We start from the raw sequence: 24,852 nt of genomic DNA, 5'->3' as shown, positions 1-24,852 counted from the left end.
AAAGTTGTTATCCTTTGCATTATTGACCAATAAAAAAACTTTCATAATCATATGAAAGTTTTTTTATCGAGATATATTTACAGTGCGATATGATAAAATTCAGCAATTGTTTTTTGTTCTTCCTTCAAGTCTTCATAACCGTTCAAATTAGAAAGCATTCCCTTAATAATAGGTACTCTTGGCTCATCGGCATGGATTTCTGTCATTAATACCTCTATTGTTACCTCGATCTCTTGTTTATGAGAAATATACTCGGTTTTCCTTTGGATAGAAGTAACAGCATCTAATAGGTGTTGATAGCTATCTTCTATAAAGTTGATTTTAGGCTTTTTAATAATATGTTTAAGAAAATCATTGGTAAAGAGAGGTGGCTCGTCATTTGCTTCCATATCCGTTATAATGGAATCTAATCTTTTTAAAAGATAATGAGAAATATCTTTCGTTGAAATATTAGATGATTCTAAAATTACTATCTTCAAAAAAGAATGAACAAGTCCTTCTTGTATCATCAGAAGGTCTAAAAGATAATTCTTCTTTTCTTCTCCATAAATTGCATGGAGACCCTTAAGATTATAATTTTGCATTTCTGATTGCATTTGTACTAATAAATCTTTAATAGAGCTATTTAATGGGATTGCCTGTTCTTTGGATTGCATGATGATAAATTCTTTATGCTTTAAGGCGTGATTGAACATAAAGGTAAGCTGTTCCATGTATTTATCTCTAGCTGGGATAGATTTTAGACTGATTTCCTCAAAGGTTTTGATTAATTCATCGTAGTAATATTGCAAGATTTTATAAAGAAGTGACTCTTTTGACTTGAAGTATAAATAAAATGCGCCTTTCGATATACCACAATCGCTTGCAATTTCTTGTACAGATGTTGAAGAAAAACCCTTTTGAGCAAAAAACTTAATGGCTGAATCAATAATTATTTTTTCTTTTTCTTTCACGTATTTTCCTCCAGTGCTTATAGGAAGCGATGTTGTGACTAGTTGGTCAAATTTTTTCTGAATTCATGACTGAGTAGTCAAATTATATAGTATATAAAGAGAAAAATCAATGAATGGAGTTCCCGAAGTAATCGTTGTAACAATGCATAGGAGGTTTGAATTGTACGAATGAATTATTTGCTATATGATAACAGTTATCAGTGAGATTTCAAGTTGAAAAGTTGAGTAATCCAATTGGTTTTAAATAATTTAAAAGCTATTCACTTGACGCAACATCCTTATGATAATAAACTTACTTACATATAGTAAGTAGAAGGGGCTAAATAATTTAATCCTTTTTACTAACTATTTAGGTGAAAATATTTTAAATGATATATTTATATTACTAATACAGATTAAAGAATACTACAGACAATAAAGGAGATTTTCGGATGGATCAAAATATTATGGATCTTCTTCAAAATAAAATGGAAATAATCGCATTTAACGAAGAGCAAAATTTAAGTTTAGTTGGTCCAGTTAAGCTGCCGGTTCAATTGGACGATCAAGTAGTTACCTTTCAGTGGTATACGTGGTTACCAATAAATAAAAATCAAACGAAAGAAGAAGTTCTACGTTCGTTACCGTCTTTAGATCTAGCTGATTATCAGCAATCCTCTGTTCTAGTATACGGAGACTTTTCTAATGAAGAAAATGCTTTAATTCGTATGCATAGCATATGTCATACAGGTGACATTTTTGGAAGTAAAAGATGTGATTGTGGTTATCAATTAAGAGAATCGATGCGAATGATAGTAGAAAACGGAAGTGGCGCACTCTTCTATTTAGCAAATCATGAAGGAAGAGGCATTGGGTTATTTACAAAATCCCTAGCGTATCTTTTGCAAGAAAATGGCCTTGATACCGTTGAGGCAAATATTGCTCTTGATTTTCCAGATGATATGAGAAGTTATGAAGCTCCTATAAAAGTACTTCAATCTCTTCGTCAAAAACCGGTGAAATTAATTACGAATAATCCGAAAAAATTGGAGGCACTTAAGAAACTTGGGCTCACAGCAGAAGAAAATGTTCCCTTATGGGGAGATGTTTCATCCTTTAATGAGAATTATTTAAAGACGAAAGTGAATAAATCTGGTCATATTCCTTTGAAAAATACAGTGACCATTTAAGGAGCATAGGTATGAAGCATGATCAAGATTATATGAGAATGGCATTGGAACTTGCAGAATCAGCCCTTGGAAAGACAAATCCTAATCCAGTAGTAGGTGCTGTAATAGTAAAGGATGGAGTAATTGTCGGCACAGGTCTTCATCGTAAGGCTGGAGAGCCACATGCTGAAGTTCATGCTTTTAACATGGCAGGAGACCATGCAAAAGATGCAACGCTTTATGTTACATTAGAGCCTTGTTCGCACTATGGCAAAACACCTCCTTGTGCACTGCTGGTTAAAAATTCAGGAGTAAAGAGAGTGGTTGTTGCAACAGAAGATCCTAATCCTCAAGTTGCTGGTCGAGGGATTGGTATCTTAAGAGAAGCAGGAATAGAAGTGGAAGTTGGTATTTTAAAAAAAGAGGCACAGCAATTAAATGAGCGTTTTATTCATAATATGATACATGAAACGCCTTTTGTAATTTCGAAAGTTGCAATGACCTTGGATGGGAAAATTGCCACATATACTGGTCATAGTCAATGGATAACCGGGGAAGCAGCAAGAAAAGAAGTGCATGTTTTACGAAACAAAGTAGATGGTATTTTAATTGGTGTTGGAACAGTGTTAGCAGACAATCCAAAATTGACAACCCGATTAGATGGACCATCAAAAAATCCTATTCGAATTATATTGGACACGAATTTACGAACCCCTTTAGATGCTCATATAACAAATTGTAAAGAGGCACAAACGATAATTGTTACGGCTTCAAATATTGATTCGGAGAAAGCAATTGCATTAAAAGGAATGGGAGTAGATTTGTTAGCTATCCCTTCCATTAATGGAAAATTAGATTTAAATAATGCTTTACAACAATTATATAAGCTAGGAATTACTGATATTCTTCTCGAAGGTGGAAGTGAGGTAAATGCAAGCTTTATGCGCGAGGGTTTAATTCATAAGTATCTAGTATATATTGCTCCTAAAATAGTAGGCGGTATTCATTCCTATACGCCATTTAGAGGCGAAAATATTGAAAAAGTAGATGAGGCGGTTCCGTTACGTTTTGAAAAGACTGAGTGGGTAGGAGAAGATATTAAAATAACTGCTTATCCTAATAGGAATGCATAGTATCTATATGGAGGAAATAAATGAAGTTCGGATTTGATATAGATGATACACTGATCAATTTAAGACAGCATGCGTTTAATCTTTATAATAAAAAGCTTAAAAAGAATATTCCATTAGAAATTTTTCATGCATTAGCAACAGTGGAAATTCACGAGCCCTTTGGATTGACTGCTATCGAAGGAAAGCAACTATGGGATTCACTAAGAGAAGAAATTTATTTTACAAATTGTTCTCCCTTTTCTGGAGCAGTCGAAGCTTTAAATGCACTAGTTAATAATGGTCATCAAGTTTATTATATTACTGCTCGAAAAAAACAATTTGCTGCAAAAACAAAAGAGTGGATGAAGGAAATTGGTTTTCCTATTACAGATAATCATTTTTATTGTGGAATGGAAGATCATGAGAAAATAAGAATTATTCAAAGTATCGAGTTAGATTATTATTTTGACGATAAACCCGCTGTCCTGGAAACCCTCCTAAATCATTCTACACAGCTTTTTGTGAAAGACCATCTTTATAATAAACATCTAGAATTAAACAGAATAAAAGATTGGAAAGAGCTACAACAATTATATTAGTTTTTCTTTCCAAGAATAAAAAACAGTCTGAAAGCATTTATAAAGGGTTCCGTTTTGAGGTGCATTTCTAAAAATACGTGACAAAATGACAGTGGTATTGACTTCGTTATTGGTATATAAAAAAGGAAAACTCGCCAATTGGCGAGTTTCTTTATTAGGAATACAAAAACCTTATTTATATAAAACCTCACTTATTTGTGATACAGTTTGCTGTAATGCTTTAAAATGAGGGTCCCTTGGATTATGGGATCAAACTCACTCCCTTTTAATTAAGGTGTCTTGTCCTGAATCGAGTAAACAGCAAAAGGAAAATAAGCGGAGATTTTCCGGTTATATACAGAATGGAGCTTATTTCAGGGTAAATAAGGGTAGGTTTTCCGATTATGCAAAGCAAAACCTCCCATTTTCGCATTTTTCGAGTCAATAGGCGGAATCTCTCCGTCTATTTTAGCTTTTTTAAATAATAATTACCAAATAAGCAGAATTTTTCCGTCTATTTTTCAACTTAGGTGCTTAACCTTATCTCCCAACCGATAAGTGCGAACTCTCTCGATTCTAGATGCGGAAATCGGCAGCAAATATCAATAAAATTGGTACTCAAAATGGTACTACAAATGACAGTAAACTTGACCGTTTTTTTAATAGTACAATACTTATTGTCCATCATAATAATGATGTCAATCGCTTTGTCAAAGTTAATGAAATTTCGTAGAAACGTTGAAAAATAAGGAAAAAGACGTATGCCAATTTCATACGTCAATTCTTGTGTCATTTAATAAGAATGCACCCGAAAACGAAATCCTTTAAAGCATTTATTCAGGCTGTTTTTTATTAGCATTTATTTCTTCTTTCATCAGAACTTTAGAGTTTCATTCCGATTCTGCTCTTATATCGTTTAATAAGTATTTGGCAGTCTACACTCGCAACTCCTTTTGTTGCGTAAAGCTTATTCGTTAAAAATGATTCCATCTCTTGGTTATCGATAAAAATGCCATGCATATGTAATTTACTCGGACCAGTCATATGGTATAGACTTGTGACCGCAGAATCCTCTGCGAGAGTTTTTGCAACGGTCTCTAAATATTGAGGCTCCACATCGACATTAAAAAAAGCAGATACCGTTTTCCCGACTTTTGAAGGGTTAATGACAGTTGTGAATTGTTCAATGATGCCATTTTCGAAGAGGGTATTTACTCTTGTTTGAACAGCTACTCTTGAAATCCCAATTTCTTTTCCAATATCGGTATAAGAGATGCGGCTGTTCTCGTGAAGTAGCGACAATATATGGCGATCTATTTTATCTAACTTGATATTAGGAACATGAAATTTTTTATCCATAAAAACCTCCAACTAATAATTCATCAATTTTCCATTTTATAAATTTTAGCTCAGGTGAGGAATGATAAGTCCTCCATAAAGAAAGGCAAGAATAATTACTATCGCGGGGTGTACTTTCCATTTTTGCAATAATAAAAAAGCTACTAATGCAATTGCTGCAGATTGAATAATCCCAATGGAGTGATAGGAATCTTGAAACATCTCAAACGTTAATACCAACATTAATGCAGTAATAACTGGTTGCACAAGGATGGTCATGCCTTTAACAATCATCGAGTCTTTATGCTTCCTCATTAGTTTTAATAAAAAGATAAGTCCGATAGCTGAAGGTAGAATCGTTGCTAGTAAGGCCACAACAAATCCGCCCCAGCCTCCTACTCCATAGCCTACATAGGCTGCAATTTTTGTAGCAACTGGTCCTGGTAATGCATTAGCAAATGCTAACATATTGGAAAATTCTGTGTTGGATAGCCAATTATATCGATTAACTATTTCTTCATACATTAAAGGGATAGAAGCTGGACCACCACCATATCCTAATAAGTTTGCAACAAGGAAACTGAGAAAAATACTAACAAAAATCATCTTTATAGTCCTCTTTCTTTTTTATGTAGGATTTTATGTTTTAATTTAAAATGAAAAGCCCCATAAGTGAGAAAAATAAGTACGATAATACCAGGATGAATAGAAAATGTTTGTAATAGGAGAAGACAGACAATGGTTAAGCCAATACCAACATAAATTCCTAATCCCTTCACTGCTTTTTCTCCAAATTCATATGCCATTAAGCCAAGCATTACGGCAATTACAGGTACAACGGCTGAAATCATGCTTGTTATTATTGGTGAATGACTAAGAATTGATATAAAGGAAAATAAAAATACCATCGCTAAACAAGTCGGCAATATATGAGCTAAGACGCTAACAATAGCTCCTACTGTACCTTTTTGATGGTAGCCTAAATAGGCAGCAATTTTTGTAGCGATCGGTCCAGGAAGTGTATTCGCAATGGCAAGTACGTCTCCAAACTCTTCGTTATCCATCCACTTATACTTTGTCACTGCTTCGTGACGAAATAACGGGATTACAGAAGGTCCTCCACCAAATCCAAAAATGCCTGAACGTAGCATGGCTAGAATTAAATCTTTATACATGTAAATTATTTCTCCTTTCTTAACAAGTGTAATAATATAGAGAATCATCATTACGATACGTAGTTATAATACCACTGTTTTTTGATATTGTGTTTAAATAATATGTAAAATCAATACTAATAGAAAGTTAAGTTATTGTGTAATGCGCATTGAAAAATATATCAACATATAATAAAATGATAAAAATATATGTAAAGTTAGAGGTATCTTCCCTATCTTTCGTAAATAACTATTCATTATACCATTCCTTGGACGTATGAATTGAATTTTTAGTGTACTTAAGTTTTTTTATTGCCGAATTAATAATGTATTTACAATACGAAAGCAGCCTTCCTGTTGTAGGATAATTGTATTGATTTATAAAGTTTGAATATTCAGAATTAAAAAAAGGGGGTACTTATACTTGAGAGAAAAATTGGAAAAGAGAATTAGAGTTTCTGCTAAAAAAGAACTTGCTGATATCGTGATTACAAATGCAAAAATTGTTAATGTGTTCACTGGGGAAATAATGAAAGGCGACGTAGCCATTGCAGATGATAAAATTGCCGGGATTGGAAGCTATAAAGGACAACGAGTGATTGATGCGGAAGGAAAATATTTAGTTCCTGGTCTTATCGATGCCCATGTACATATAGAAAGTAGTATGCTTACACCACAGGAATTTGCGAAAGTATTATTATTGCATGGTGTAACAACTGTCATTACCGATCCTCATGAAATTGCTAACGTTGCAGGTGCAGATGGAATTCAGTATATGTTAGATAAATCCGAAGACCTGCCGTTAGACATTCGTGTGATGCTACCTTCCTGTGTGCCTGCTGTTCCAGAGGACTCAAACGGAGCAACCTTATACGCAAATGATTTAGAGCCCTTTTATTCCCATGAAAGAGTACTGGGATTGGCAGAAGTAATGGATTTTCCTTCTGTATATGAAACTAATTTGAATATGATGGATAAACTGGTGTTGACACAAAAACATAATCGCTTAATTGATGGCCATGCGGCTGGGATTGAAAGAGAAAAGTTAAATGTATATAGTGCAGCTTATATCCGGAATGATCATGAAGCGACAACACTACAAGAAGCAAAAGATCGGTTAGATTTAGGAATGTATCTGATGATAAGAGAAGGTACTGTTGCAAAAGATTTGAATGCTTTATTACCCGCTGTAACGATGAGAAATTCGCGAAGATGCTTATTTGTAACAGATGATAAATTAGTAGATGATTTAGTGGAAGAAGGCAGCGTAGATCACAGCGTACGCTTAGCAATTGAAAAAGGATTAGATCCGATTATAGCCATTCAAATGGTGACATTAAATGCTGCAGAGTGCTTTCAATTGAATTCAATTGGAGCAGTATCTCCAGGCTATCAAGCTGATTTTCTTCTAGTTGATGACCTGAAAAAATTTACCGTTCATAGTGTTTTTAAAAATGGGGAATGTGTCGTAAAGGATGGGAAAGTAATAGAAGATAAATTTATTAAGCAAGACTATCTTGAACCTAACTTGCCAGCAATTAATTGTGCAAAGCTTTCATTGGAGGATTTAAAGCTTCCCTTGACATCTGATTTATGTCATATTATTGAAATCATTCCAAATAGTATCGTTACAAATGAAGTGATTGAAAAAGTAAAAGTGGAAAATGGATATTTTCGGACCTCTTTGGAAGAAGATCAATTAAAGTTGGTAGTAGCTGAGAGACATCACCAAACTGGCAATGTTGGAAAGGCGATTGTAAAAGGATTTGGATTTAAAAAGGGGGCAGTTGCTACCACCATTTCTCATGATTCCCATAATATTGTGGCAGTTGGAACAAACGATGACGATTTATTGTTAGCAATCAATGAGCTACAGGAGATAAATGGAGGAATAGTGGTTGTATCAGAAGGAGTAGTAGTTGCAACACTCCCATTACCGATAGCTGGGTTAATTTCAGATCAAGATTATTTAACACTCTATGAACAGTTAAAAACATTAAATCAAAAAGTCGAGATTCTAGAAGGGTATAATACTTTTAATCCTTTCTTAACATTATCTTTTCTTTCATTAACGGTAATTCCTACCTTAAAATTAACGGATAAAGGATTATTTGACTTTCATTCTTTTTCTTATAAAGATGTAGCAGTCGATAGCTAATAGATTTTTTTATTTTTTAATCTTTTGTTCATTATTTGTTCATAATTATTCGATACTCTATTAATAGGTTAAGAGTTTCCCCTCTTAAAATATATTTGACCCGAAAAATATTTCGGGTTTTTTTCTATTATTTTTGATTTTAAGAATGATAAAGTGAAAAATTGGAATCATATGTTTAAAGTTGCTAAAAATAGGGAATAAATTTATAGGAGTATACAAATTAACCAATATAAATATATATCTTATAATAAAATTAGTAATAATGAAAGCGTTTTCTGTTATAATAAATGTATAGATCATCTACTTACTAATGAGGAGTGGATAACGATGGAAGAACAATCAAACTTTTTAAATGGATTAAAATGGGGAGTAGTTCTTAGTATTCCTTTGTGGATTTCGTTTTTTGGATGGATAAAGCTGTTTATTAATTTGGCATAGAAATAGAAGTCTGATTAGAATGGTAATTTTATATAAAAATGGTGATGTTAAAAGAAAAAGCATCGAAAATTTTAAAATCTTTTCGATGCTTTTTTGTATTAAGCTTGTGGAAGTGGAGGGTCAATTCCTAGAACTTTCTCTCCATTTACTGTTAACCAAATATAGTAACGATTAATTTCTTTTCCAGTAATTTTTTCGATTTTTGTAATTACTTTTTCTTGAACATCAAAAGAAATTTGTGCAGTTTGTTCACCTAGTGGTACATTTTTAAGACCAAGTAAATCTGCAATTTGTCTTGCTTGATCATAAGATACTTCAACATATTTGTCATATTCAGGTAAGTAAGCAGCTTCTGCTGGCTTTACTTGAAATGACACAATTAATACTACAGCTAATAAACTCCATACTAATTTTTTCATAAGCTCTCTCCCTTTTCTAATTAATTATTTTTTCTTTTAGTGCTATAAAAGTATCGACCACTATGGGGTGATACATAGTACCCCGGTTGTTTAATATTTCTTGGAATGCTTCTTCAGCTGATTTTCCTTTTTTATATACTCTGTCTGTTGTCATGGCATCGAAGGAATCAACCACTGATATAATAGAAGCTTCAATGGAAATTTCATCTTCTTTTAAACCTTTTGGATAGCCTTTTCCATCATATCTCTCGTGGTGTTGCTCTACAATTAATCCAACTTCACAAAGAACAGGTATTTTTGTTTCTTCAAGTAAATCACGACCAAAAGTAGTGTGCTTTTTCATAATATCCCATTCATCTTCTGTTAATTTAGATGGTTTTTGCAAAATTTCTAATGGAACTCGAACTTTACCGACATCATGGAAAAAAGAAGCAAGATTTAATCTTGTAATTTGTTTTCTATTAAGATCTAATGCTTCTCCAACTAACATTGAGTAGTGTTTAATTCTTTCACAATGATCTACTGTATATCCATCTTTTTCTTCTATAGAAATAGCAAGTTCCATTAAATCTTTCGAACATTGACTATAGTAGTGAAAAACTGGTTGACTTGTTATATAAATAAATTCTGTGATTTCTTCAGCAGTAAAAATACTGTATTTTTGAATTGGACTCTCGAAAAAAGCTTGTCCGGCTTTCATTTCAACTATGTCCTCATCAGTTCGATAAGATAATTTACCAGAGAGTATATAAAAGTATTCAAAACCATCCCAATTATCTTCAGGAGTCATTGCCCAACTAGAACCAGATTGTAATTTATGATAGATTACTTCAGTTCCATCACCAGCAGCCATTAACGATATTTGGGTGCCTTTAAAATAAACGGTTTCTATAAACTCACCTGCATTAATGATGCCCACAATTTATTCCCTCTCTCTTTATACAATAAAATAGATTGATATAATCTATAAAATTTCAATTATAGTTATTTTAAATCATAAATAATGTAATTTTAATAGGTATATTAGATTATATTATATTTTGTTTGAAAAAGGGAGAATATTCTCGAAATTTGTTTATAGGTGTTTATAGGCCAACAAAATTATTGTATCAAAAAATTATTGTAAATAATAGCTTTTATTAAAAAAGCTATAATATAGATAAAGTTTATCAAAAGGGAGGGTTAATAGATTTAAATGTAAGTAGATTGGTGAGAGGGATAAAAAAAAAGCTGTAAGACAGTTGAAGAACTGGAAATAAAAACATAATTCTAACCTTTGAATAACTTCGGTTGATAATGTATGATAGGAAGTATTACTTATGTAAAAGGGGCTAACCTATACATAGAGTTTATCTTTGCAATGGTTAGCCCCTTTATATTCATTTAATATATTTTTAATTGTTCCTTTTTTGGTGGAATATCTACCAGGTTATTTAACATAAACTATATTATGATAATGGATTTGTCGGAATCCATTAATCATTATCGTTGCGAGAATTTCCGCCTTTTCGACCAATTTCTTGGTAGAATTCCTTGTCGTGGTTATCAGAAGTTGCCTGACCACCCTTTTTACCGATTTCTTGGTAAAATTCCTTATCGTGGTTATCGGAGGTAGTTTCTCCGCCTTTTTTACCAATTTCTTGGTAGAATTCCTTGTCATGGTTTTCGGAAGTAGCTTCTCCACCCTTTTTACCGATTTCTTGGTAGAATTCCTTATCGTGGTTATTAGAAGTAGCTTCTCCACCTTTTTGTCCAATTTCTTGGTAAAAATCCTTGTCGTGATTTTTAGAAGTAGCTTCTCCGCCTTTTCTTCCTGCTTCTTCTCTGCTCATTTTGTTGTTGTCTGCCATTTCTATCACTCCCATTAAAGATTTTTAATTAACGTTACATAGGTTATATAGCCGAATCTGAAGAGAATAAACGTAAACAGATTTTTTTTAGTATAGTAAATATTGGTAAAGGGGATATATAGTATGATGATTCCAAAAGAAAAATTTATGAAAATAGTATATTTTGCAGAAGAGTTGGGCTGTAAGGTTGTATATGATTCGACAAAGAAAATAAGCTTTAATACAAAAATGTATATTACGGTCCCATATCAGTTTACGATAGAAAATACTTATGCACTTGCACATGAAATTGGTCATGTAATCGATTATGTGAACGGGGAACTAGATCATGATAAATGGTTAAATGATTGGTCCTATCGTGTAAATGCGGAGATGAGTGCATGGGTTCATGGTTATAAATTGTTAGAGAATCTGGAAGTTCCATTACATAATTGGCAAACTCATGTGAATGATAAGTTAGCAAATTATTTTGCCCTTCCAGAAGTTATTTAAGGTGAAGCGTAAAAAAAGAACCTCTGAGAGAGTTTGTAATAACAGTAGGTGGTTATTTCCTTCCTTATTTGAATTCGTTCATTAGGAAGGAAACTGCCTATTTTGTTTTTAATTAATATAGGAATGTTAAGGATAACTTAAGGAGTTATTAGTAAAATAGAGAGAGGAAAAGAATGTAGGAAAAAGAATGAGATAAAGAGTAAGGAGAACATTTAATGAAATTACTAGTCGTAGAAGATAATAAACTGTTACTTGATTCTTTAAAAACAATCCTGGAAACAGAATATACAGTTGATATTGCAGATAATGGAGAAGATGGGATGTTCTATGCCGAGCAGAATATTTATGACTTAATTATATTAGATGTGATGCTTCCACATGTGAATGGTTTTGATATAGTAAAACATATTAGGAAAGAGAAAATTAAAACACCAGTATTATTTTTAACAGCCAAGGATTCACTAGAAGATAGAGTAAAAGGGTTGGAGTTTGGAGGAGATGATTATCTTGTTAAGCCATTTCAAACACCAGAACTTCAGGCTCGAATTAAAGCGTTATTAAGAAGGAGTGGTGCCTTAGACTTGGATGAAGGCATCAAATATAAGGGGATTGTTCTTACAGGGAAAGAAAATGATGTGTTAGTTAACGGTACTTCTATCAAGTTAACAATTAAACAATATGAATTATTGGAATACCTTATTCAAAATAACGGGAAAATAGTAACGAAGGAACAAATTTTTGATCGGATATGGGGATTTGATTCGGATACTACCATCGCTATTGTGGAAGTTTTTATCCATCAAATCCGAAAGAAATTAGAAGCATTTGATTATCATAAAGATATTCAAACTGTCCGAGGTGTTGGTTATATTTTAAAGGATTACTAAGGAGTATAGTATACACATGTTTCGTAAAACAAGGATTAAGCTAACCATTTTAAATTCGATTGTCTTTATACTACTAATGATTATATTAGGTTATACCATTTATCTATATACGGAAAAGCAAACATATCGTGAAGTAAATATGTCTCTTCTTAATGGGATTGAAGACCTGAAACGAATGGGAGAAAGAGACGGTCGAGGACCTATTCCTATATTAGGTCCTAAATTAATGCTTATTCAGTGGGGGAATAATGGAGAAATTGAAGGAATATCCGAAAATGCTATCATTGATTATACTAAGGAAGAGACGTTTTTAAAGCCGGATACTACTAATAGTTTAGAAAAGAAAACTTCTTCTGAAGGACTTCGTTTTCAAACGATTTCCAGTAAGTTGGACATTAATGGGGAAACTAAAACCATTCAATTAGTTAGGAATATTGATTCTGAGGAAAGCATGTTAGATCAACTAATAATCATTATGACTGTTGGTATAAGCATTGGTAGCATACTTGCTGTAGTTGCTGGATATTTTTTAGCAGGAAGAGCGTTAATCCCCATCCAACGATCATGGGAGGCTCAACAACAATTTGTCTCGGATGCTTCTCATGAGCTAAGAACACCTCTAGCTGTTATCCAGTCACGTGCGGATGTGCTGTTTCAGAAACCTGAAGCAACTATTCGGGAAAGAGCATTAGATATTTCTGTTATCTCCAAAGAAACAAGGAGATTGAGTAAACTTGTAACGAATTTACTCACATTGGCCCGATCGGATTCAAACCAAGTAGAAATAGCGAAAACGCAATTTGCATTAGAGGAAGTAATCCACGATGTTGTTAATCAATATGTAGATATTGCTGATTTTCAAGGGAAAAAAATTTATGCTACTGTAAAAAAAAAGATTTCATTTATTGGTGATAAAGAGAGAATACATCAGTTGCTTGTTATTCTTGTTGATAATAGTATGAAGTTTACGTTGGAAGGTGGAGAAATCCAGTTGCTTGCTATGGAAAAAGCAAATACAGTGATAATCCAAGTAAAGGATACTGGAATTGGTATTCCTAAAGAAGAGATGTCAAAAGTTTTTAATCGTTTTTATCAAGTAGAGCAATCAAGAACGAATCGAGAGGGGACGGGCTTGGGGCTTTCCATTGCAAAGTGGATTGTTGAAAAACATAATGGTGCTATAAAGGTAGACAGTACGTTAGAAAAAGGGACGACTTTCGAAATGAGTTTTCCTAAATAATAGAAGAAATGAAAAAACAGCTTATTCTAAATCGATTTTGAAACAAGCTGTTTTTTGTTTTTATTTTTGCATATCCTTTGCGAGGAAGCCTTGTTGTTTAATCATTTTTGCATTACTTGGATAATAGGATTTGTCATAAAAATTAGCAATTCGATTAGTCCAACCTAGGGGAGATTCTCCTCTGTTCTTTAAATATTCTTTATAGGTAGTGTTGTATTCTTCAATAATAGCTTGTTGGTCTTTATTATATTTTTCTTCTTGAAGTACACTTTGTAAAGGTAATCTAGGTTTTAAACCTGGGTCACCATCTGGATATCCAACGCAAAGTCCTGCGATAGGAATGACATATGTAGGTAGTTCTAAAAATTCAATAACCTCTAAAGCGTTGCGGCGAATACCACCAATTGGAACAGTTCCTAAATCAAGTGACTCTGCAGCCGTGATAGCATTTTGCATGGCAAGCCCAACATCAGTAGCGCCGATTAATAGTGTATCAACATCTTCAATTGCTTTAAATTCCTTACCTTCTATTTCACTAGCTAATTTAGCTCGATAGAAATCAGCACAAAAAACAAGGAAGGCAGGTGCGTTTTCCACATGTTTTTGATTCCCACATAATTCTGCTAGCTTTTTCTTTCTAGCTTCATCACGAATAAGAATAGCTGTAACATGTTGTCCATTTGTCCAAGAAGGGGCACTTTGTGCTGCTTCCATAATTAATTCAATTGTTTCTAAAGTTACTTCCTTATCTTGATATGTTCGATAAGAACGATGGTTTTTTAATAGTTGGATTGTTTCATTCATTTATTAATCCTCCTTTTAAGTTATTTCTTCTTATTTTAGCATAGGATAATGACAGAATCTCTTTTGAACTACACAATGATATGGAAAAGAAAAGGATGAGAATTGCAAATATGCATGTATTCCCGATTGAAAAACCAACCATATAACAATTAAACCGTTCCGTTTATTTTAAATATGCACTGATATGACGATTGTATTGGCATCATTATTATCGGTATATAAACACGGAAAACTCGCCGTAGTGTTAATTAGGAATATAAAACCTCACTCATAGGTGATATGGGTTCATCGTAATCTTTTAAATAGGATGTCTTCCTTTACTGAAGAACCGCGAAAGTAAATATGAAGCGGAGTTTTTCCGGTTAAATACAGAAATGATCCTGTTTTGGAGTAAATAAGGGGATTTTTTTCGCTTATAAATACCAAGAGCATTCATTTTTGAAGATTTCGAACCAATAGGCGGAATCCCTCCGCCTATTTCAGCCTTTTTTTCTATTAATTACTAATTAAGCGGAATTTTTCCGTCTATCATCAGCTCTGATGCTTAAGCTGAGCTCCCAGCCAATCAGCGCCAGAGCACCTCAACCCCAAATGAGGGAATTAGTATTATCGACCAGTTTATTAAAATAAGAATGCACTCGAAAATGAAACCCTTTAAAAACAATCAGGTAGGCTTTTATTATTTATAATAGTGACTCTGCACCATCAATATATATTTCTGTTCCAGTAATATGATTAGATAGATCAGAACTTAAAAAATAGACTAAATCCGCAACTTGCTGTGCGCTACCTGATTTATGGGATAATGGTTGATTTCCTTCAGGATATTCGATAGGAATGGTAATTTCTTTTAAGTGTTTCTCGTCTTTAAACGTATTTTTTTCAATGTTTGTATCAATTGCTCCTGGGCAAATCATATTTACTCTTATCTTAAATTGTGCTAATTCTAGTGCTGCCATTTTTCCGAATGCAACTTGACCAGCTTTCGAGGTACTATAAGCAGACATACCAAAGTTTTTAAAAATGCGATTGCCATTTATACTACTAGTAATAATAATACTGCCACCATTTATTTTTAAATAAGGAATACTATATTTAACCGTTAAAAAGGTGCTTTTCAGGTTTGTGTCAATTGTTTGATCCCACTCGGATGGTGTAAGATCTTCAATTGAGGAAACAGCGCCATTAATTCCAGCATTAATAAAAACGGTATCTAATCTATTCCATTTCTTAATGGTTTCATCAATAGCTCGTTGAATAGAAGGTGGTTCTGCGACATTTGATTCTAAAGATATGGCTTCTTGTCCTTTCTTATTAATAGATGTTTTCACTTCTTCTAAATCATCCGTATTTAAGTCAACTAATGCAACTTTCATTCCTTTATTTGCAAGTGATATTGCTGCTGCCTTTCCTATACCAGAAGCGGCTCCAGTAATGAGTGCAACTTTATTTTCAAGGTTATTCATCTTATCGTTCCTCCTTGATAAATATCGATAACGATATTGTTAGTATGATAGAGATAAGATACTAATATCCTTTTTTTGCGAAATAGAAACGTTTTACCTGTCTGTAAATGAATAAAGAGGAATGTAATGCTAAATTTTCGAAAAAATGAAATAGATTAGGTAATATGGAGGTTAAGGAGTTGATTTTTGATGAAAGCAATGATAATTGATACTTTTGGGAAGTCATCAGTATTTAAATTAAAAGAAATAGAAGTAGCCGCATTATTGCCAGGTCAAGTACGAATTAGGGTAAAAGCAACAAGTGTTAATCCAATTGATATTAAAGTTAGAGCTGGTGCTGTACCAGCAGTGTCTCCATCCTTTCCTGCCGTTTTACATGGGGATGTAGCAGGTATCATTGAGGAAGTGGGAGAGGGGGTAAAGTCATTTAGAGTTGGGGATGAAGTATATGGTTGTGGTGGAGGCTTTAAAGGGCTAGAGGGAGCATTAGCAGAATATATGAATGTTGATGCAAGGGTTTTAGCACATAAGCCTTTGAATATTTCAATGGAAGAAGCAGCAGCCGTTCCACTAGTTGGAATTACAGCTTGGGAGTCTTTATTTACAAAAGGGGCTTTGAAAAAGGGAGATGATATCTTAATTCATGGTGGCGCAGGCGGTGTTGGTCATATTGCTATTCGGTTAGCTAAATGGGCAGGAGCAACGGTTTATACTACTATTTCCTCCTCTGAAAAAGAAACAATTGTCCGAGAATTAGGGGCTGATCATGTCATTCCTTATCGAGAATCATCTGTTAAAGATTATGTTGAAAAGTATACAGAGGGGAAGGGATTTCCGTTTGTTTTTGATACAGTCGGTGGTAGCAATCTTGATCGTTCTTTTGAAGCAGCCTCTGTAAATGGAACCGTATTATCAATAGCAGCCAGATCTACTCATGATTTGACGCCTGTACATTCAAAGGGTCTTTCCCTACATGTTACATTTATGCTTCTTAAGCTACTTGATGAAGCTAAGCGTTTTGAGCATGGAGAAATACTGGAGAAAATTTCAGGAATAATAGAAGGAAATGGTTTAAGTCCACTCCTTGATCAAAAAACTTTCACATTTGAAGAAGTAGGAAAAGCGCATGATTATTTGGAATCCGGAAAGGCAGTAGGTAAAGTTATTCTTGTTAATAAATGGTAGTATGTGTTCAACGAGTACCTTTGTATAAAAAATCAGCTAGACATACAAAATACATACGTAACATATTATTAAGGAGGTAGAAAGATGAGCTTTCAAAAACCTAATCCCGATGATCGTTCAGATAATGTAGAAAAATTACAGGACATGGTGCAAAACACAATGAACAATATCGACAAAGCAGAAGAAACAATGGTGAATGCTAGTTCAGATGAAAAGGAAATGATTCAACAGAAAAATAAACGTAGAGAAGCGGCGATACAGTCATTTGAAGAAGAAATTCAAGACGAATCATCTGATAGAGAGAACGGGTATCAGTAATTTTAAAAGTATATATCTTTTGTAGTAGGCTGCATGAAGGATTCTAAATCTCATAAGTAATTATGAAAGCTAATTCTTTTAAATAATAAAGAATTAGATAATTACCTTGTGTATTGGAATCATTCTTTTTGCAGCCTTTTTGCTTGTTTAGTAGCAATTTTGATATTTTATTTTAATTTACTGATGTAATTCGTTTTTCATAGTAAAATATATATATGAGTTACGATAATATTTAGGAGAAGTCAATATGAAATTGGTTAGAAACAGAATGGGGAGTATGAATATTATTCTTCAAAATATAAAGAAAGATTTTGGCAAATTAGAAAATACTACTTATACGATGAAACAAATAGTGTATGAAGGAGTATTTAGTAGTTTTGGAATAATTTATAAATGGTGTTATTATATAGCAAAAACTGTGCCATATGGATACGGAGGAAATAATAGGTGTAAGATGGTAGCAAAAGGAGGACCATAATGTGGAAGCAATTTTATTACTAATGATTTCATTAGTTCCACTCATTATTTCTGTGACTATTATTTTTTATTCGCAGTCACAGATAACAAAAGCATTATCTTTTTTCTTATGTATGCTATCCTTCTGGCAAATGGATATCGCTGTGCTATATGCAGAAGAATTTTTAAGTCGAGATACAATTGAACTCTTATTTAAAATATTTCGAATTGGAACCATTTGTGTCATGCCGGTTATGTATTATTTTTCTTATTACTTAGTAAATGAAAATAAAGAGTTGAAACAATTCAAAGTATTGCTCAATAAACCGTGTTTATACTTTTTAATTTTATATAGCTTAGTTACATACATTATTAATTTTACAAGCCTTGGCATTAAGGATTTTGTTATTGTGGAAGGGAATTTACTATCTTCTGAATATATATTTCCTATTTATGGAGAAGGGAATTTTTTATTTATATTTAATATTGTCCTTTTATGTATAAATACCTTCATTTTATTAGTTATCTCTTTTAAAATAAAGAATCCAATTTTTAAGAGATTTAATTTGCAATTTGTTATAGCTATTATAATCATTTATATAAATGGTATATTTAGTGGTTTTGTTTTTATTCCATTGTTTTTTTCAAGCTTTAATTCTTTGATAGCAGCTGTTATTTTATTTTTAAGCTTTTTCCAAATGCAATCAACCAATATGAAAAATATGAATGAGGAGCTATCGCGACAAAGTGAATTATTAGAGGCAATAATGGATATAAACCCTAATTATTTGCTTGTTAAGAATGGGCAGGAACAGGTAGTAAAAATGAATCCTTCTTTCTTACATTTATTATCGTTAGAAGAAAATGATTGGTTAGGTCGAAATTTTTCCTGTATTGCAGAATGTATCAATATGGAGACAGACAAACCACATCGCTTTGTTGACAGTAGGGGGAAAACCTATTTTATAATTTGGGGAAAAAAAGAGCTTATACATAGTACTGGAGAAGAATACCATCTCTATTTCGGTCATGATATAACCGATCAGAAGCGTAATGAACAACTGATGATTTCTTCAGAGAAATTAAAAGTAGTAGGAGAGATGGCTGCTAGTGTTGCCCATGAAATCCGTAATCCACTTACAACAATTAGAGGATTTATCCAGCTTCTTAAAGAAAAAAATGATGCTTCTGGTTATGAAACCATATTACTTGACGAAATTGACCGAATTAATGAAGTGTTAAAGGAATTACTTATTCTAAGTAAGCCAGAGGCAAAAGAAAATGATGGTAATGTGCTATCTATAACAAATGTATTTATAGAATTGAATAATATAAAAGTGTTATTTCAAGCATTGGCTAATGAACAAAATAAAGAGATTACGGTTGAAAATAGAGCAGTTAAAGAAATAATTGCTTTTATTGATAATGCTCAATTTAAACAAGTGCTATTAAATATTTTGAAAAATAGCATGGAGGCTATTTCGCCACAAACTGGTAAAGTAAAAGTGATTCTGGATCGAAAAGAAGAAGGGTGCAGAATTAGAATAATTGATAATGGTGATGGAATAAGCAAAGAAAGACTTGCTCGAATTGGGGAACCGTATTATACAAGCAAAGAAAAAGGAACGGGAATAGGCTTAACAATATGTCTAAAGCTCCTTAAACAGAATAACGGAGATATGGCTGTGAAAAGTAAGGAAGGCTGGGGGACAACGGTCACGATTACATTGCCATGTTTTCAATAGTACATTTGCCATTTACAATGGATTGAACAGCGAAAACAATATAAAAATATAAAAGAGGATGTATAAGGGAACTACTCCCTTTATACATCCTCTTTCTCTTTAACTATTCGTTTAGGATAATCGATTACTGTAATCTTCAAAGACGAATTGGCGAACAACCTTTAATCCTTCTTCGTCATTATAAGAAGCGATAGAAGGTAAGTTTACACCATTAAACATATGATTTTTAACCATTGTATAATGCGCCATATCACAGAAAATAATTTTGTCGCCAGGCTTTAATGGTTCTTTGAAAGAATAATCACCGATGACATCCCCTGCTAAGCAAGTCATTCCACCAAGTCTATAGGTGTATTCATTTTCACCAGGCATTCCTGCATCAATAATATTTGGTCGATAAGGCATTTCAAGTACATCTGGCATGTGACACGTTGCAGATGTATCAAGAATAGCGAGATCCATTCCATTATGAACAATATCAAGGACAGTTGATACTAAGTAACCTGTATTCAATGCAATAGCTTCACCAGGTTCTAAATATACATCTACATTATATTTTTCTTTTATAAATAATATCGATTCAATTAACGTTTCAATATCATAATCTGGACGTGTAATATGATGTCCTCCACCAAAGTTGATCCACTTCATTTTCTTTATATATTCACCAAACTTCTCGTCTACTACTTTAATAGTACGTTTTAAAGTATCTGAGTTTTGTTCACACATTGTATGAAAATGAAGACCGTCAATCCCATCTAATTGTTCTGGATCAAAGTTATCCAATGTGATACCGAATCTCGAGTAAGGTGCACATGGATTGTATAGCTGTGTTTCTATTTCTGAGTATTCAGGATTAATTCGAAGACCAACATCAATTTTCTTTCCAGCATTTTGGACTTTATCTTTAAATCGATTCCACTGGCTGTGGGAATTAAAGACGATATGGTCTGTATATTGAAGTAATTCATCGAACTCGCTGTCGGCATATGCAGGGGCATATGCATGTACTTCTTTGCCCATTTTCTCATATCCAAGTCTAGCTTCAAATAGGGAACTAGATGTTACTCCTGCCAGGTATTTACCTACTAAAGGAAATACGGAGTGCATGGAGAATCCTTTTAACGCAAGGAGAATTTTTGCGCCAGTACGTTCCTGTACAGACTGTAAAATTTCTAAGTTTCTAGTTAAAAGACGCTCGTCCACTACGTAACTTGGTGATGGAGCTTGTGTAAAGTCAATCTTTTTCATTTCATTCCTCTCAATCTATAAGAGTTGGAGAGAAGTTCTCCTGCCATGGTAATCCGTATTTATTTAATGCATCCATGAATGGATCTGGATCAAATTCCTCTACATTGTATACGCCTGGACGTTTCCATTGACCTTTCATGATAAGCATTGCGCCAATCATTGCTGGAACACCAGTTGTATAAGAAATTGCTTGAGATCCTACTTCACGATAACATTCTTGGTGGTCACAAATATTATATACATAATACGTTTTTGGCTTGCCATCTTTTGTTCCTTGGATGATACAGCCGATATTTGTTTTCCCTTTTGTTCTTGGTCCAAGGGAAGCTGGATCTGGAAGGATCTCTTTTAAGAATTGTAATGGAATAATCTCTTTGCCTTCATAATTAATTGGTTCGATAGATGTCATTCCAACATTTTCAAGAACCTTCAGGTGGTTTAGATAATTATCAGAGAAAGTCATCCAGAAACGAATTCTCTTAAGTCCTTTAATGTTAACTGCTAATGATTCTAGTTCTTCATGGTATAAAAGATAAATATTTTTAGGGCCAATTTGATCTAAATTATATTCTCTTTTCTCAGAAAGCGGTGGTGTTTCAATCCATTTACCATCTTCCCAATATCTACCGTTCGCAGTGATTTCGCGAATGTTAATTTCTGGGTTGAAGTTTGTCGCGAATGGATAGCCATGATCTCCACCGTTAGCATCAACAATATCAATATAATTAATCTCATCGAAATGATGCTTTTGTGCATAAGATGTGAAAACTCCAGTTACACCTGGATCAAAGCCACTTCCAAGTAAAGCTGTTAATCCAGCTTCTTCAAACTTTTGCTTATATTCCCATTGCCATTTATATTCAAATTTAGCTGTTTCAGGTGGTTCATAGTTTGCTGTATCTAAGTAATGTACCCCAGTAGCAAGACAAGCATCCATAATTGTCAAGTCTTGGTATGGTAATGCAACATTGATTACTATTTCTGGCTTGAAGCTGTTGATTAACTGAATCACTTCTTCTGTTTTATCAGCATCGACCTGTGCAACTGAAACCTTTGTTTTGCCACCGTCAATTTTATCTTTAATTGCTTCACACTTTGAAAGTGTTCTGCTTGCGATACAAATTTCCTCGAATACATCCGGTACTTGACAGCATTTATGTGCAACAACACTTGCTACTCCGCCAGCACCAATAATTAATGCTTTTCCCAAAATGATTACCTCCTTTAATACTACCTAAAAAATTTCAATAAGGCTGATTATACATAATGTGCGTAAAATAATCTATATAAACCAGTAAAATATAAAATTTTTTTAATCAAAATTTACTAATAGGAAATGCAAATGTAAAAATAGGGAAGAAAGGGACATGTAACTATTGAATAGATTAGAAATTTGAAGGGAGAGGGAATAAAAAAACGACTTCTAATCTAAAGTCGTTGAGTGTAAAAATATGGTGGAGACTATCGGGATCGAACCGACGACCTCTTGCATGCCATGCAAGCGCTCTCCCAGCTGAGCTAAGCCCCCAATAAAATATTATTCTACATTAATTATACAAAATTAGGCTAGAAATTCAAGTCATAGAACGAAACTTAACTTATCTGGTAACATAAAACCGCTCATTTTAGTAGATGGAATATACAAAAATAGAAGGGATAACTTGAATCAAATTTATTTAAGTAGGAAAAATGATGCAATACAGCAAAGCTAAAATGAGCGCATATATAGATAGAAAGCAGATAAGTTAAAGATATAAAATATCAATATAGATATTTGGTCTTAATAGTTCAAAGAGGCATTCCCCAGTTCTGACTAGAATAGGGGAATGCAGCTAGTCTTATTATTTAGGACTAGACCATGGGAAAATTCTTTTATCTACTTTAGATGTTTCTAACACTTTTATGTCTGTCCAATAATCGGTGAAAGTTCTCCTTCCTTTAGTAAGGATAAAGATTATTCCATCAATAAGTAAATATAGTATATAGATAGAAAGAGGTAAAAAAAGATACTTGTAGTCGAAGTTATTGGCTATATGGTAGGCGAATGCCAAGATAAATAAACCTATTATTCCGCTCCTTAAAAACCACCAAGTGAAAAATCGGAATTTACTGGTGTTTTCTAATATTAATCCCGTAAATTTATAACCCCATGTTAAGGGCGATTTGAAATTAGCGCCAAGTGATGTGGCTATAAACACTAAAAAACCAAATAGTAAAGTGTATTTCATTGTTGCCGCTAAAATTGGATTCCATGTATCTTCGTAACTTACAACGAATGGAAGAAATAGTAAAGCTATTACTGCTGCGATAATAAACGTTAGAATGGCAATAACTATACAGATTGCTATTGAAAGAAATAAATCTATTCCATAACCCAGTATCCTTTTTTTTAACTTCATTTTTTCACTTCCTATTAAATATTACGATGAGACCCTTCTGTTAAATTCTTCATAATCTTCACGATTCCTTTAAAAAAGGAAAATCATTTTTTGAGTTTGGCTAATAATTTTAGAATAAAGATATAAATTAGTTGAAATTACAAGGTTGGGATCTAAGTATTCTAGCCATGATAAACCCGGTCAATCATACAAAAGTGATGTATGGTTGGCCGGGTTTTTATTGTTTTATAAAAGGCTATTTCAGGAAAGTTGGTGTTATTGCTCGTAGCCTGAATACACTTCGCTTCCTAGGGGCGAGCACTGAACCGCTTCGGCTTTTTATTTCTGCAGGGTCTCGGACTTTCTCGCGTTCTACGGGTATTCAGGCTGCTCCGTTTTTCAAATTGATTAAATTTTTCTATTTCGATTTCCGTTTTAAAACAACAACCCTTAAAAACGAAGTGGAATGGAACGAAGACACTTGAGTCCTGCGTGAAATTGTGGAAAGGCTGAGATTCCTCCCATGCGCATCGAGTGTCTGTAGCGCAATGGAACGATTTAGTTTTTACAATAGTATTAATTTAAGCTTTCAATTTCAATCTCTTTAACTCCATTGATTTCAGAAATCTCTCTATAAACTTCAGTCACTTCTCTTTTTTGATCAACAATTAATATAAGGTGTATCGAGTGTTCGCCAGTTTCTAGATCTTTTATGCGCAAATGCTTTATTCCTGTTTTTAAACTTTGAATTGATTTTATAATAGTAGATACATTTTCTTTTTGATGGGCTTTTAATTTCACTTTAATTTCCTTTTCTCTTAGTTGGCGAGGGCCAATTGTGCTCATAAAGATGGGAACGAATTTAACGCTGATTAATAAAAGTGTAACTCCAATAAGAGCTTCTATATAATATCCTGCTCCAACGGCGATTCCAATTCCGCCTGCTCCCCAAATTAAAGCGGCGGTTGTTAAACCGGAAATACTATCATTTCCTCTTCTTAGTATGACGCCTGCACCTAAAAAGCCAATTCCGGAAACTATTTGAGCTGGCAAACGCAAAGGATCCATTTGAATATTGACTTGATCGCTCCCGGGGAATTTATAAGCTGCTTCAATAGAAATAATAGTTAATAAGCAACTCACAATACTTATGACAAGACTCGTCTTCAGACCAACTGGTTTTCGTTTAATTTCTCTTTCTAATCCAATGATTAATCCAAGACCGGCGGAAATGCCTATTTTTAATAAAAAATCTATATTAATATCCATTATGATTCCATCTCCTGTTTTTCGTAGTATAGTAAGCTCTGTTAGTATTGGTTAAGTAAAATAAATAATGTTTTAAAAAGGAACAGGAAACAAAACATAGTGATTTTCTCTTAAAGAGTTTATAGAAGTGGGACCTATTTGAAAAAATCCTAAAGTATAATAGCCTTAAAATGGACTAAGTAAACACTCGGTAATACTAATTAAGTGTATGTT

The 24,852-nt window shown here is 33.3% G+C and carries 26 protein-coding genes and 1 tRNA gene; 12 read left to right on the top strand and 15 right to left on the bottom strand.

Going from position 1 to position 24,852, the window contains the following annotated elements:
- Positions 1 to 77: 77 nt before the first annotated feature.
- Positions 78 to 953: a TetR/AcrR family transcriptional regulator gene (locus NYE52_RS16680; RefSeq protein WP_341194081.1), complete on the bottom strand. Its 876-nt coding sequence runs from the start codon at positions 951 to 953 to the stop codon at positions 78 to 80.
- Between the two features lie 431 nt (positions 954 to 1,384).
- On the opposite strand from NYE52_RS16680, the gene NYE52_RS16675 reads away from it, so the two are divergent.
- The 3 genes from NYE52_RS16675 to NYE52_RS16665 are packed head-to-tail and all read left to right on the top strand — an operon-like array spanning position 1,385 to position 3,812.
- Positions 1,385 to 2,122: a GTP cyclohydrolase II gene (locus NYE52_RS16675; protein WP_341194080.1), complete on the top strand. Its 738-nt coding sequence runs from the start codon at positions 1,385 to 1,387 to the stop codon at positions 2,120 to 2,122.
- Positions 2,123 to 2,133: 11 nt separating this feature from the next.
- Complete coding sequence (ribD, locus tag NYE52_RS16670; protein WP_341194079.1) at positions 2,134 to 3,234, top strand: bifunctional diaminohydroxyphosphoribosylaminopyrimidine deaminase/5-amino-6-(5-phosphoribosylamino)uracil reductase RibD; 1,101 nt, start codon at positions 2,134 to 2,136, stop codon at positions 3,232 to 3,234.
- Positions 3,235 to 3,254: 20 nt separating this feature from the next.
- On the top strand, positions 3,255 to 3,812 hold the full coding sequence (locus NYE52_RS16665; protein WP_341194078.1) for a 5' nucleotidase, NT5C type: 558 nt from the start codon (positions 3,255 to 3,257) through the stop codon (positions 3,810 to 3,812).
- Positions 3,813 to 4,317: 505 nt separating this feature from the next.
- Here the strand turns inward: NYE52_RS16665 and NYE52_RS16660 are convergent.
- The 4 genes from NYE52_RS16660 to NYE52_RS16645 form a co-directional block, all read right to left on the bottom strand.
- Positions 4,318 to 4,584: a hypothetical protein gene (locus NYE52_RS16660; RefSeq protein WP_341194077.1), complete on the bottom strand. Its 267-nt coding sequence runs from the start codon at positions 4,582 to 4,584 to the stop codon at positions 4,318 to 4,320.
- Positions 4,585 to 4,673: 89 nt separating this feature from the next.
- The gene (locus NYE52_RS16655) at positions 4,674 to 5,150 is read right to left on the bottom strand and encodes an Lrp/AsnC family transcriptional regulator (protein ID WP_341194076.1); all 477 of its coding nucleotides are present in this window, start codon (positions 5,148 to 5,150) and stop codon (positions 4,674 to 4,676) included.
- Between the two features lie 45 nt (positions 5,151 to 5,195).
- Complete coding sequence (locus NYE52_RS16650) at positions 5,196 to 5,735, bottom strand: chromate transporter (protein WP_341194075.1); 540 nt, start codon at positions 5,733 to 5,735, stop codon at positions 5,196 to 5,198.
- A gap of 2 nt (positions 5,736 to 5,737) precedes the next feature.
- On the bottom strand, positions 5,738 to 6,304 hold the full coding sequence (locus tag NYE52_RS16645) for a chromate transporter (RefSeq protein WP_341194074.1): 567 nt from the start codon (positions 6,302 to 6,304) through the stop codon (positions 5,738 to 5,740).
- Positions 6,305 to 6,707: 403 nt separating this feature from the next.
- Here NYE52_RS16645 and ade point away from each other — a divergent pair, with 403 nt between their 5' ends.
- Positions 6,708 to 8,441, top strand: a complete 1,734-nt coding sequence (gene ade, locus NYE52_RS16640) for an adenine deaminase (RefSeq protein WP_341194073.1) — start codon at positions 6,708 to 6,710, stop codon at positions 8,439 to 8,441.
- A gap of 536 nt (positions 8,442 to 8,977) precedes the next feature.
- On the opposite strand, the gene NYE52_RS16635 is transcribed toward ade, so the two are convergent.
- From NYE52_RS16635 to gsiB, 3 genes are all read right to left on the bottom strand, one after another.
- Complete coding sequence (locus tag NYE52_RS16635) at positions 8,978 to 9,298, bottom strand: 8-amino-7-oxononanoate synthase (RefSeq protein ID WP_341194072.1); 321 nt, start codon at positions 9,296 to 9,298, stop codon at positions 8,978 to 8,980.
- Positions 9,299 to 9,314: 16 nt separating this feature from the next.
- Entirely contained in the window at positions 9,315 to 10,217 is a 903-nt protein-coding gene (locus NYE52_RS16630) for an HD-GYP domain-containing protein (protein ID WP_341194071.1), read from the bottom strand.
- A 556-nt stretch (positions 10,218 to 10,773) separates the two neighbouring features.
- Positions 10,774 to 11,148: a glucose starvation-inducible protein GsiB gene (gene gsiB, locus NYE52_RS16625; RefSeq protein WP_341194070.1), complete on the bottom strand. Its 375-nt coding sequence runs from the start codon at positions 11,146 to 11,148 to the stop codon at positions 10,774 to 10,776.
- Positions 11,149 to 11,271: 123 nt separating this feature from the next.
- On the opposite strand from gsiB, the gene NYE52_RS16620 reads away from it, so the two are divergent.
- The 3 genes from NYE52_RS16620 (at position 11,272) to NYE52_RS16610 (ending at position 13,767) form a co-directional block, all read left to right on the top strand.
- Positions 11,272 to 11,640, top strand: coding sequence for a hypothetical protein (locus NYE52_RS16620; protein ID WP_341194069.1), 369 nt, complete (start codon positions 11,272 to 11,274; stop codon positions 11,638 to 11,640).
- A 215-nt stretch (positions 11,641 to 11,855) separates the two neighbouring features.
- The gene (locus tag NYE52_RS16615) at positions 11,856 to 12,527 is read left to right on the top strand and encodes a response regulator transcription factor (protein ID WP_341194068.1); all 672 of its coding nucleotides are present in this window, start codon (positions 11,856 to 11,858) and stop codon (positions 12,525 to 12,527) included.
- A gap of 16 nt (positions 12,528 to 12,543) precedes the next feature.
- On the top strand, positions 12,544 to 13,767 hold the full coding sequence (locus NYE52_RS16610) for a sensor histidine kinase (RefSeq protein ID WP_341194067.1): 1,224 nt from the start codon (positions 12,544 to 12,546) through the stop codon (positions 13,765 to 13,767).
- Between the two features lie 60 nt (positions 13,768 to 13,827).
- Here the strand turns inward: NYE52_RS16610 and NYE52_RS16605 are convergent, their stop codons facing one another.
- Both NYE52_RS16605 and NYE52_RS16600 read right to left on the bottom strand, forming a co-directional pair.
- On the bottom strand, positions 13,828 to 14,571 hold the full coding sequence (locus tag NYE52_RS16605) for an NADPH-dependent oxidoreductase (RefSeq protein ID WP_341194066.1): 744 nt from the start codon (positions 14,569 to 14,571) through the stop codon (positions 13,828 to 13,830).
- A 683-nt stretch (positions 14,572 to 15,254) separates the two neighbouring features.
- Positions 15,255 to 16,037, bottom strand: a complete 783-nt coding sequence (locus tag NYE52_RS16600; protein WP_341194065.1) for an SDR family oxidoreductase — start codon at positions 16,035 to 16,037, stop codon at positions 15,255 to 15,257.
- 189 nt (positions 16,038 to 16,226) lie between these two features.
- On the opposite strand from NYE52_RS16600, the gene NYE52_RS16595 reads away from it, so the two are divergent.
- From NYE52_RS16595 to NYE52_RS16580, 4 genes are all read left to right on the top strand, one after another.
- The gene (locus tag NYE52_RS16595) at positions 16,227 to 17,222 is read left to right on the top strand and encodes a zinc-dependent alcohol dehydrogenase family protein (RefSeq protein WP_341194064.1); all 996 of its coding nucleotides are present in this window, start codon (positions 16,227 to 16,229) and stop codon (positions 17,220 to 17,222) included.
- A gap of 84 nt (positions 17,223 to 17,306) precedes the next feature.
- Positions 17,307 to 17,540, top strand: coding sequence for a small acid-soluble spore protein Tlp (gene tlp / locus NYE52_RS16590; RefSeq protein ID WP_341194063.1), 234 nt, complete (start codon positions 17,307 to 17,309; stop codon positions 17,538 to 17,540).
- Between the two features lie 247 nt (positions 17,541 to 17,787).
- A complete protein-coding gene (locus tag NYE52_RS16585; protein WP_341194062.1) occupies positions 17,788 to 18,018 on the top strand; it encodes a hypothetical protein in 231 nt (76 codons plus the stop codon).
- Position 18,019: 1 nt separating this feature from the next.
- The gene (locus tag NYE52_RS16580; RefSeq protein ID WP_341194061.1) at positions 18,020 to 19,741 is read left to right on the top strand and encodes an ATP-binding protein; all 1,722 of its coding nucleotides are present in this window, start codon (positions 18,020 to 18,022) and stop codon (positions 19,739 to 19,741) included.
- Between the two features lie 111 nt (positions 19,742 to 19,852).
- Here NYE52_RS16580 and nspC read toward each other — a convergent pair whose 3' ends face one another.
- From nspC to NYE52_RS16560, 4 genes are all read right to left on the bottom strand, one after another.
- Entirely contained in the window at positions 19,853 to 20,992 is a 1,140-nt protein-coding gene (nspC, locus tag NYE52_RS16575) for a carboxynorspermidine decarboxylase (protein ID WP_341194060.1), read from the bottom strand.
- A 10-nt stretch (positions 20,993 to 21,002) separates the two neighbouring features.
- On the bottom strand, positions 21,003 to 22,202 hold the full coding sequence (locus NYE52_RS16570) for a saccharopine dehydrogenase family protein (protein WP_341194059.1): 1,200 nt from the start codon (positions 22,200 to 22,202) through the stop codon (positions 21,003 to 21,005).
- Positions 22,203 to 22,444: 242 nt separating this feature from the next.
- Positions 22,445 to 22,520, bottom strand: a tRNA-Ala gene (locus tag NYE52_RS16565).
- Between the two features lie 313 nt (positions 22,521 to 22,833).
- Positions 22,834 to 23,391, bottom strand: coding sequence for a hypothetical protein (locus NYE52_RS16560; RefSeq protein WP_341194058.1), 558 nt, complete (start codon positions 23,389 to 23,391; stop codon positions 22,834 to 22,836).
- Between the two features lie 131 nt (positions 23,392 to 23,522).
- Between NYE52_RS16560 and NYE52_RS16555 the strand changes: the two genes are divergently transcribed.
- Positions 23,523 to 23,855 carry a hypothetical protein gene (locus NYE52_RS16555; RefSeq protein ID WP_341194057.1) on the top strand — a complete coding sequence of 111 codons (333 nt, stop codon included), beginning with the start codon at positions 23,523 to 23,525 and terminating at the stop codon, positions 23,853 to 23,855.
- A gap of 91 nt (positions 23,856 to 23,946) precedes the next feature.
- On the opposite strand, the gene NYE52_RS16550 is transcribed toward NYE52_RS16555, so the two are convergent.
- Positions 23,947 to 24,639, bottom strand: a complete 693-nt coding sequence (locus NYE52_RS16550; protein ID WP_341194056.1) for an MgtC/SapB family protein — start codon at positions 24,637 to 24,639, stop codon at positions 23,947 to 23,949.
- Positions 24,640 to 24,852 lie beyond the last annotated feature (213 nt).

The sequence above is a fragment of the Niallia sp. FSL W8-0635 genome, from assembly GCF_038007965.1.
In the GTDB taxonomy this organism is placed as follows: domain Bacteria; phylum Bacillota; class Bacilli; order Bacillales; family Cytobacillaceae; genus Niallia.
The sequence above is the reverse complement of the archived record's forward strand: the minus strand, read 5'-3'. Positions and strand labels throughout refer to the sequence as shown.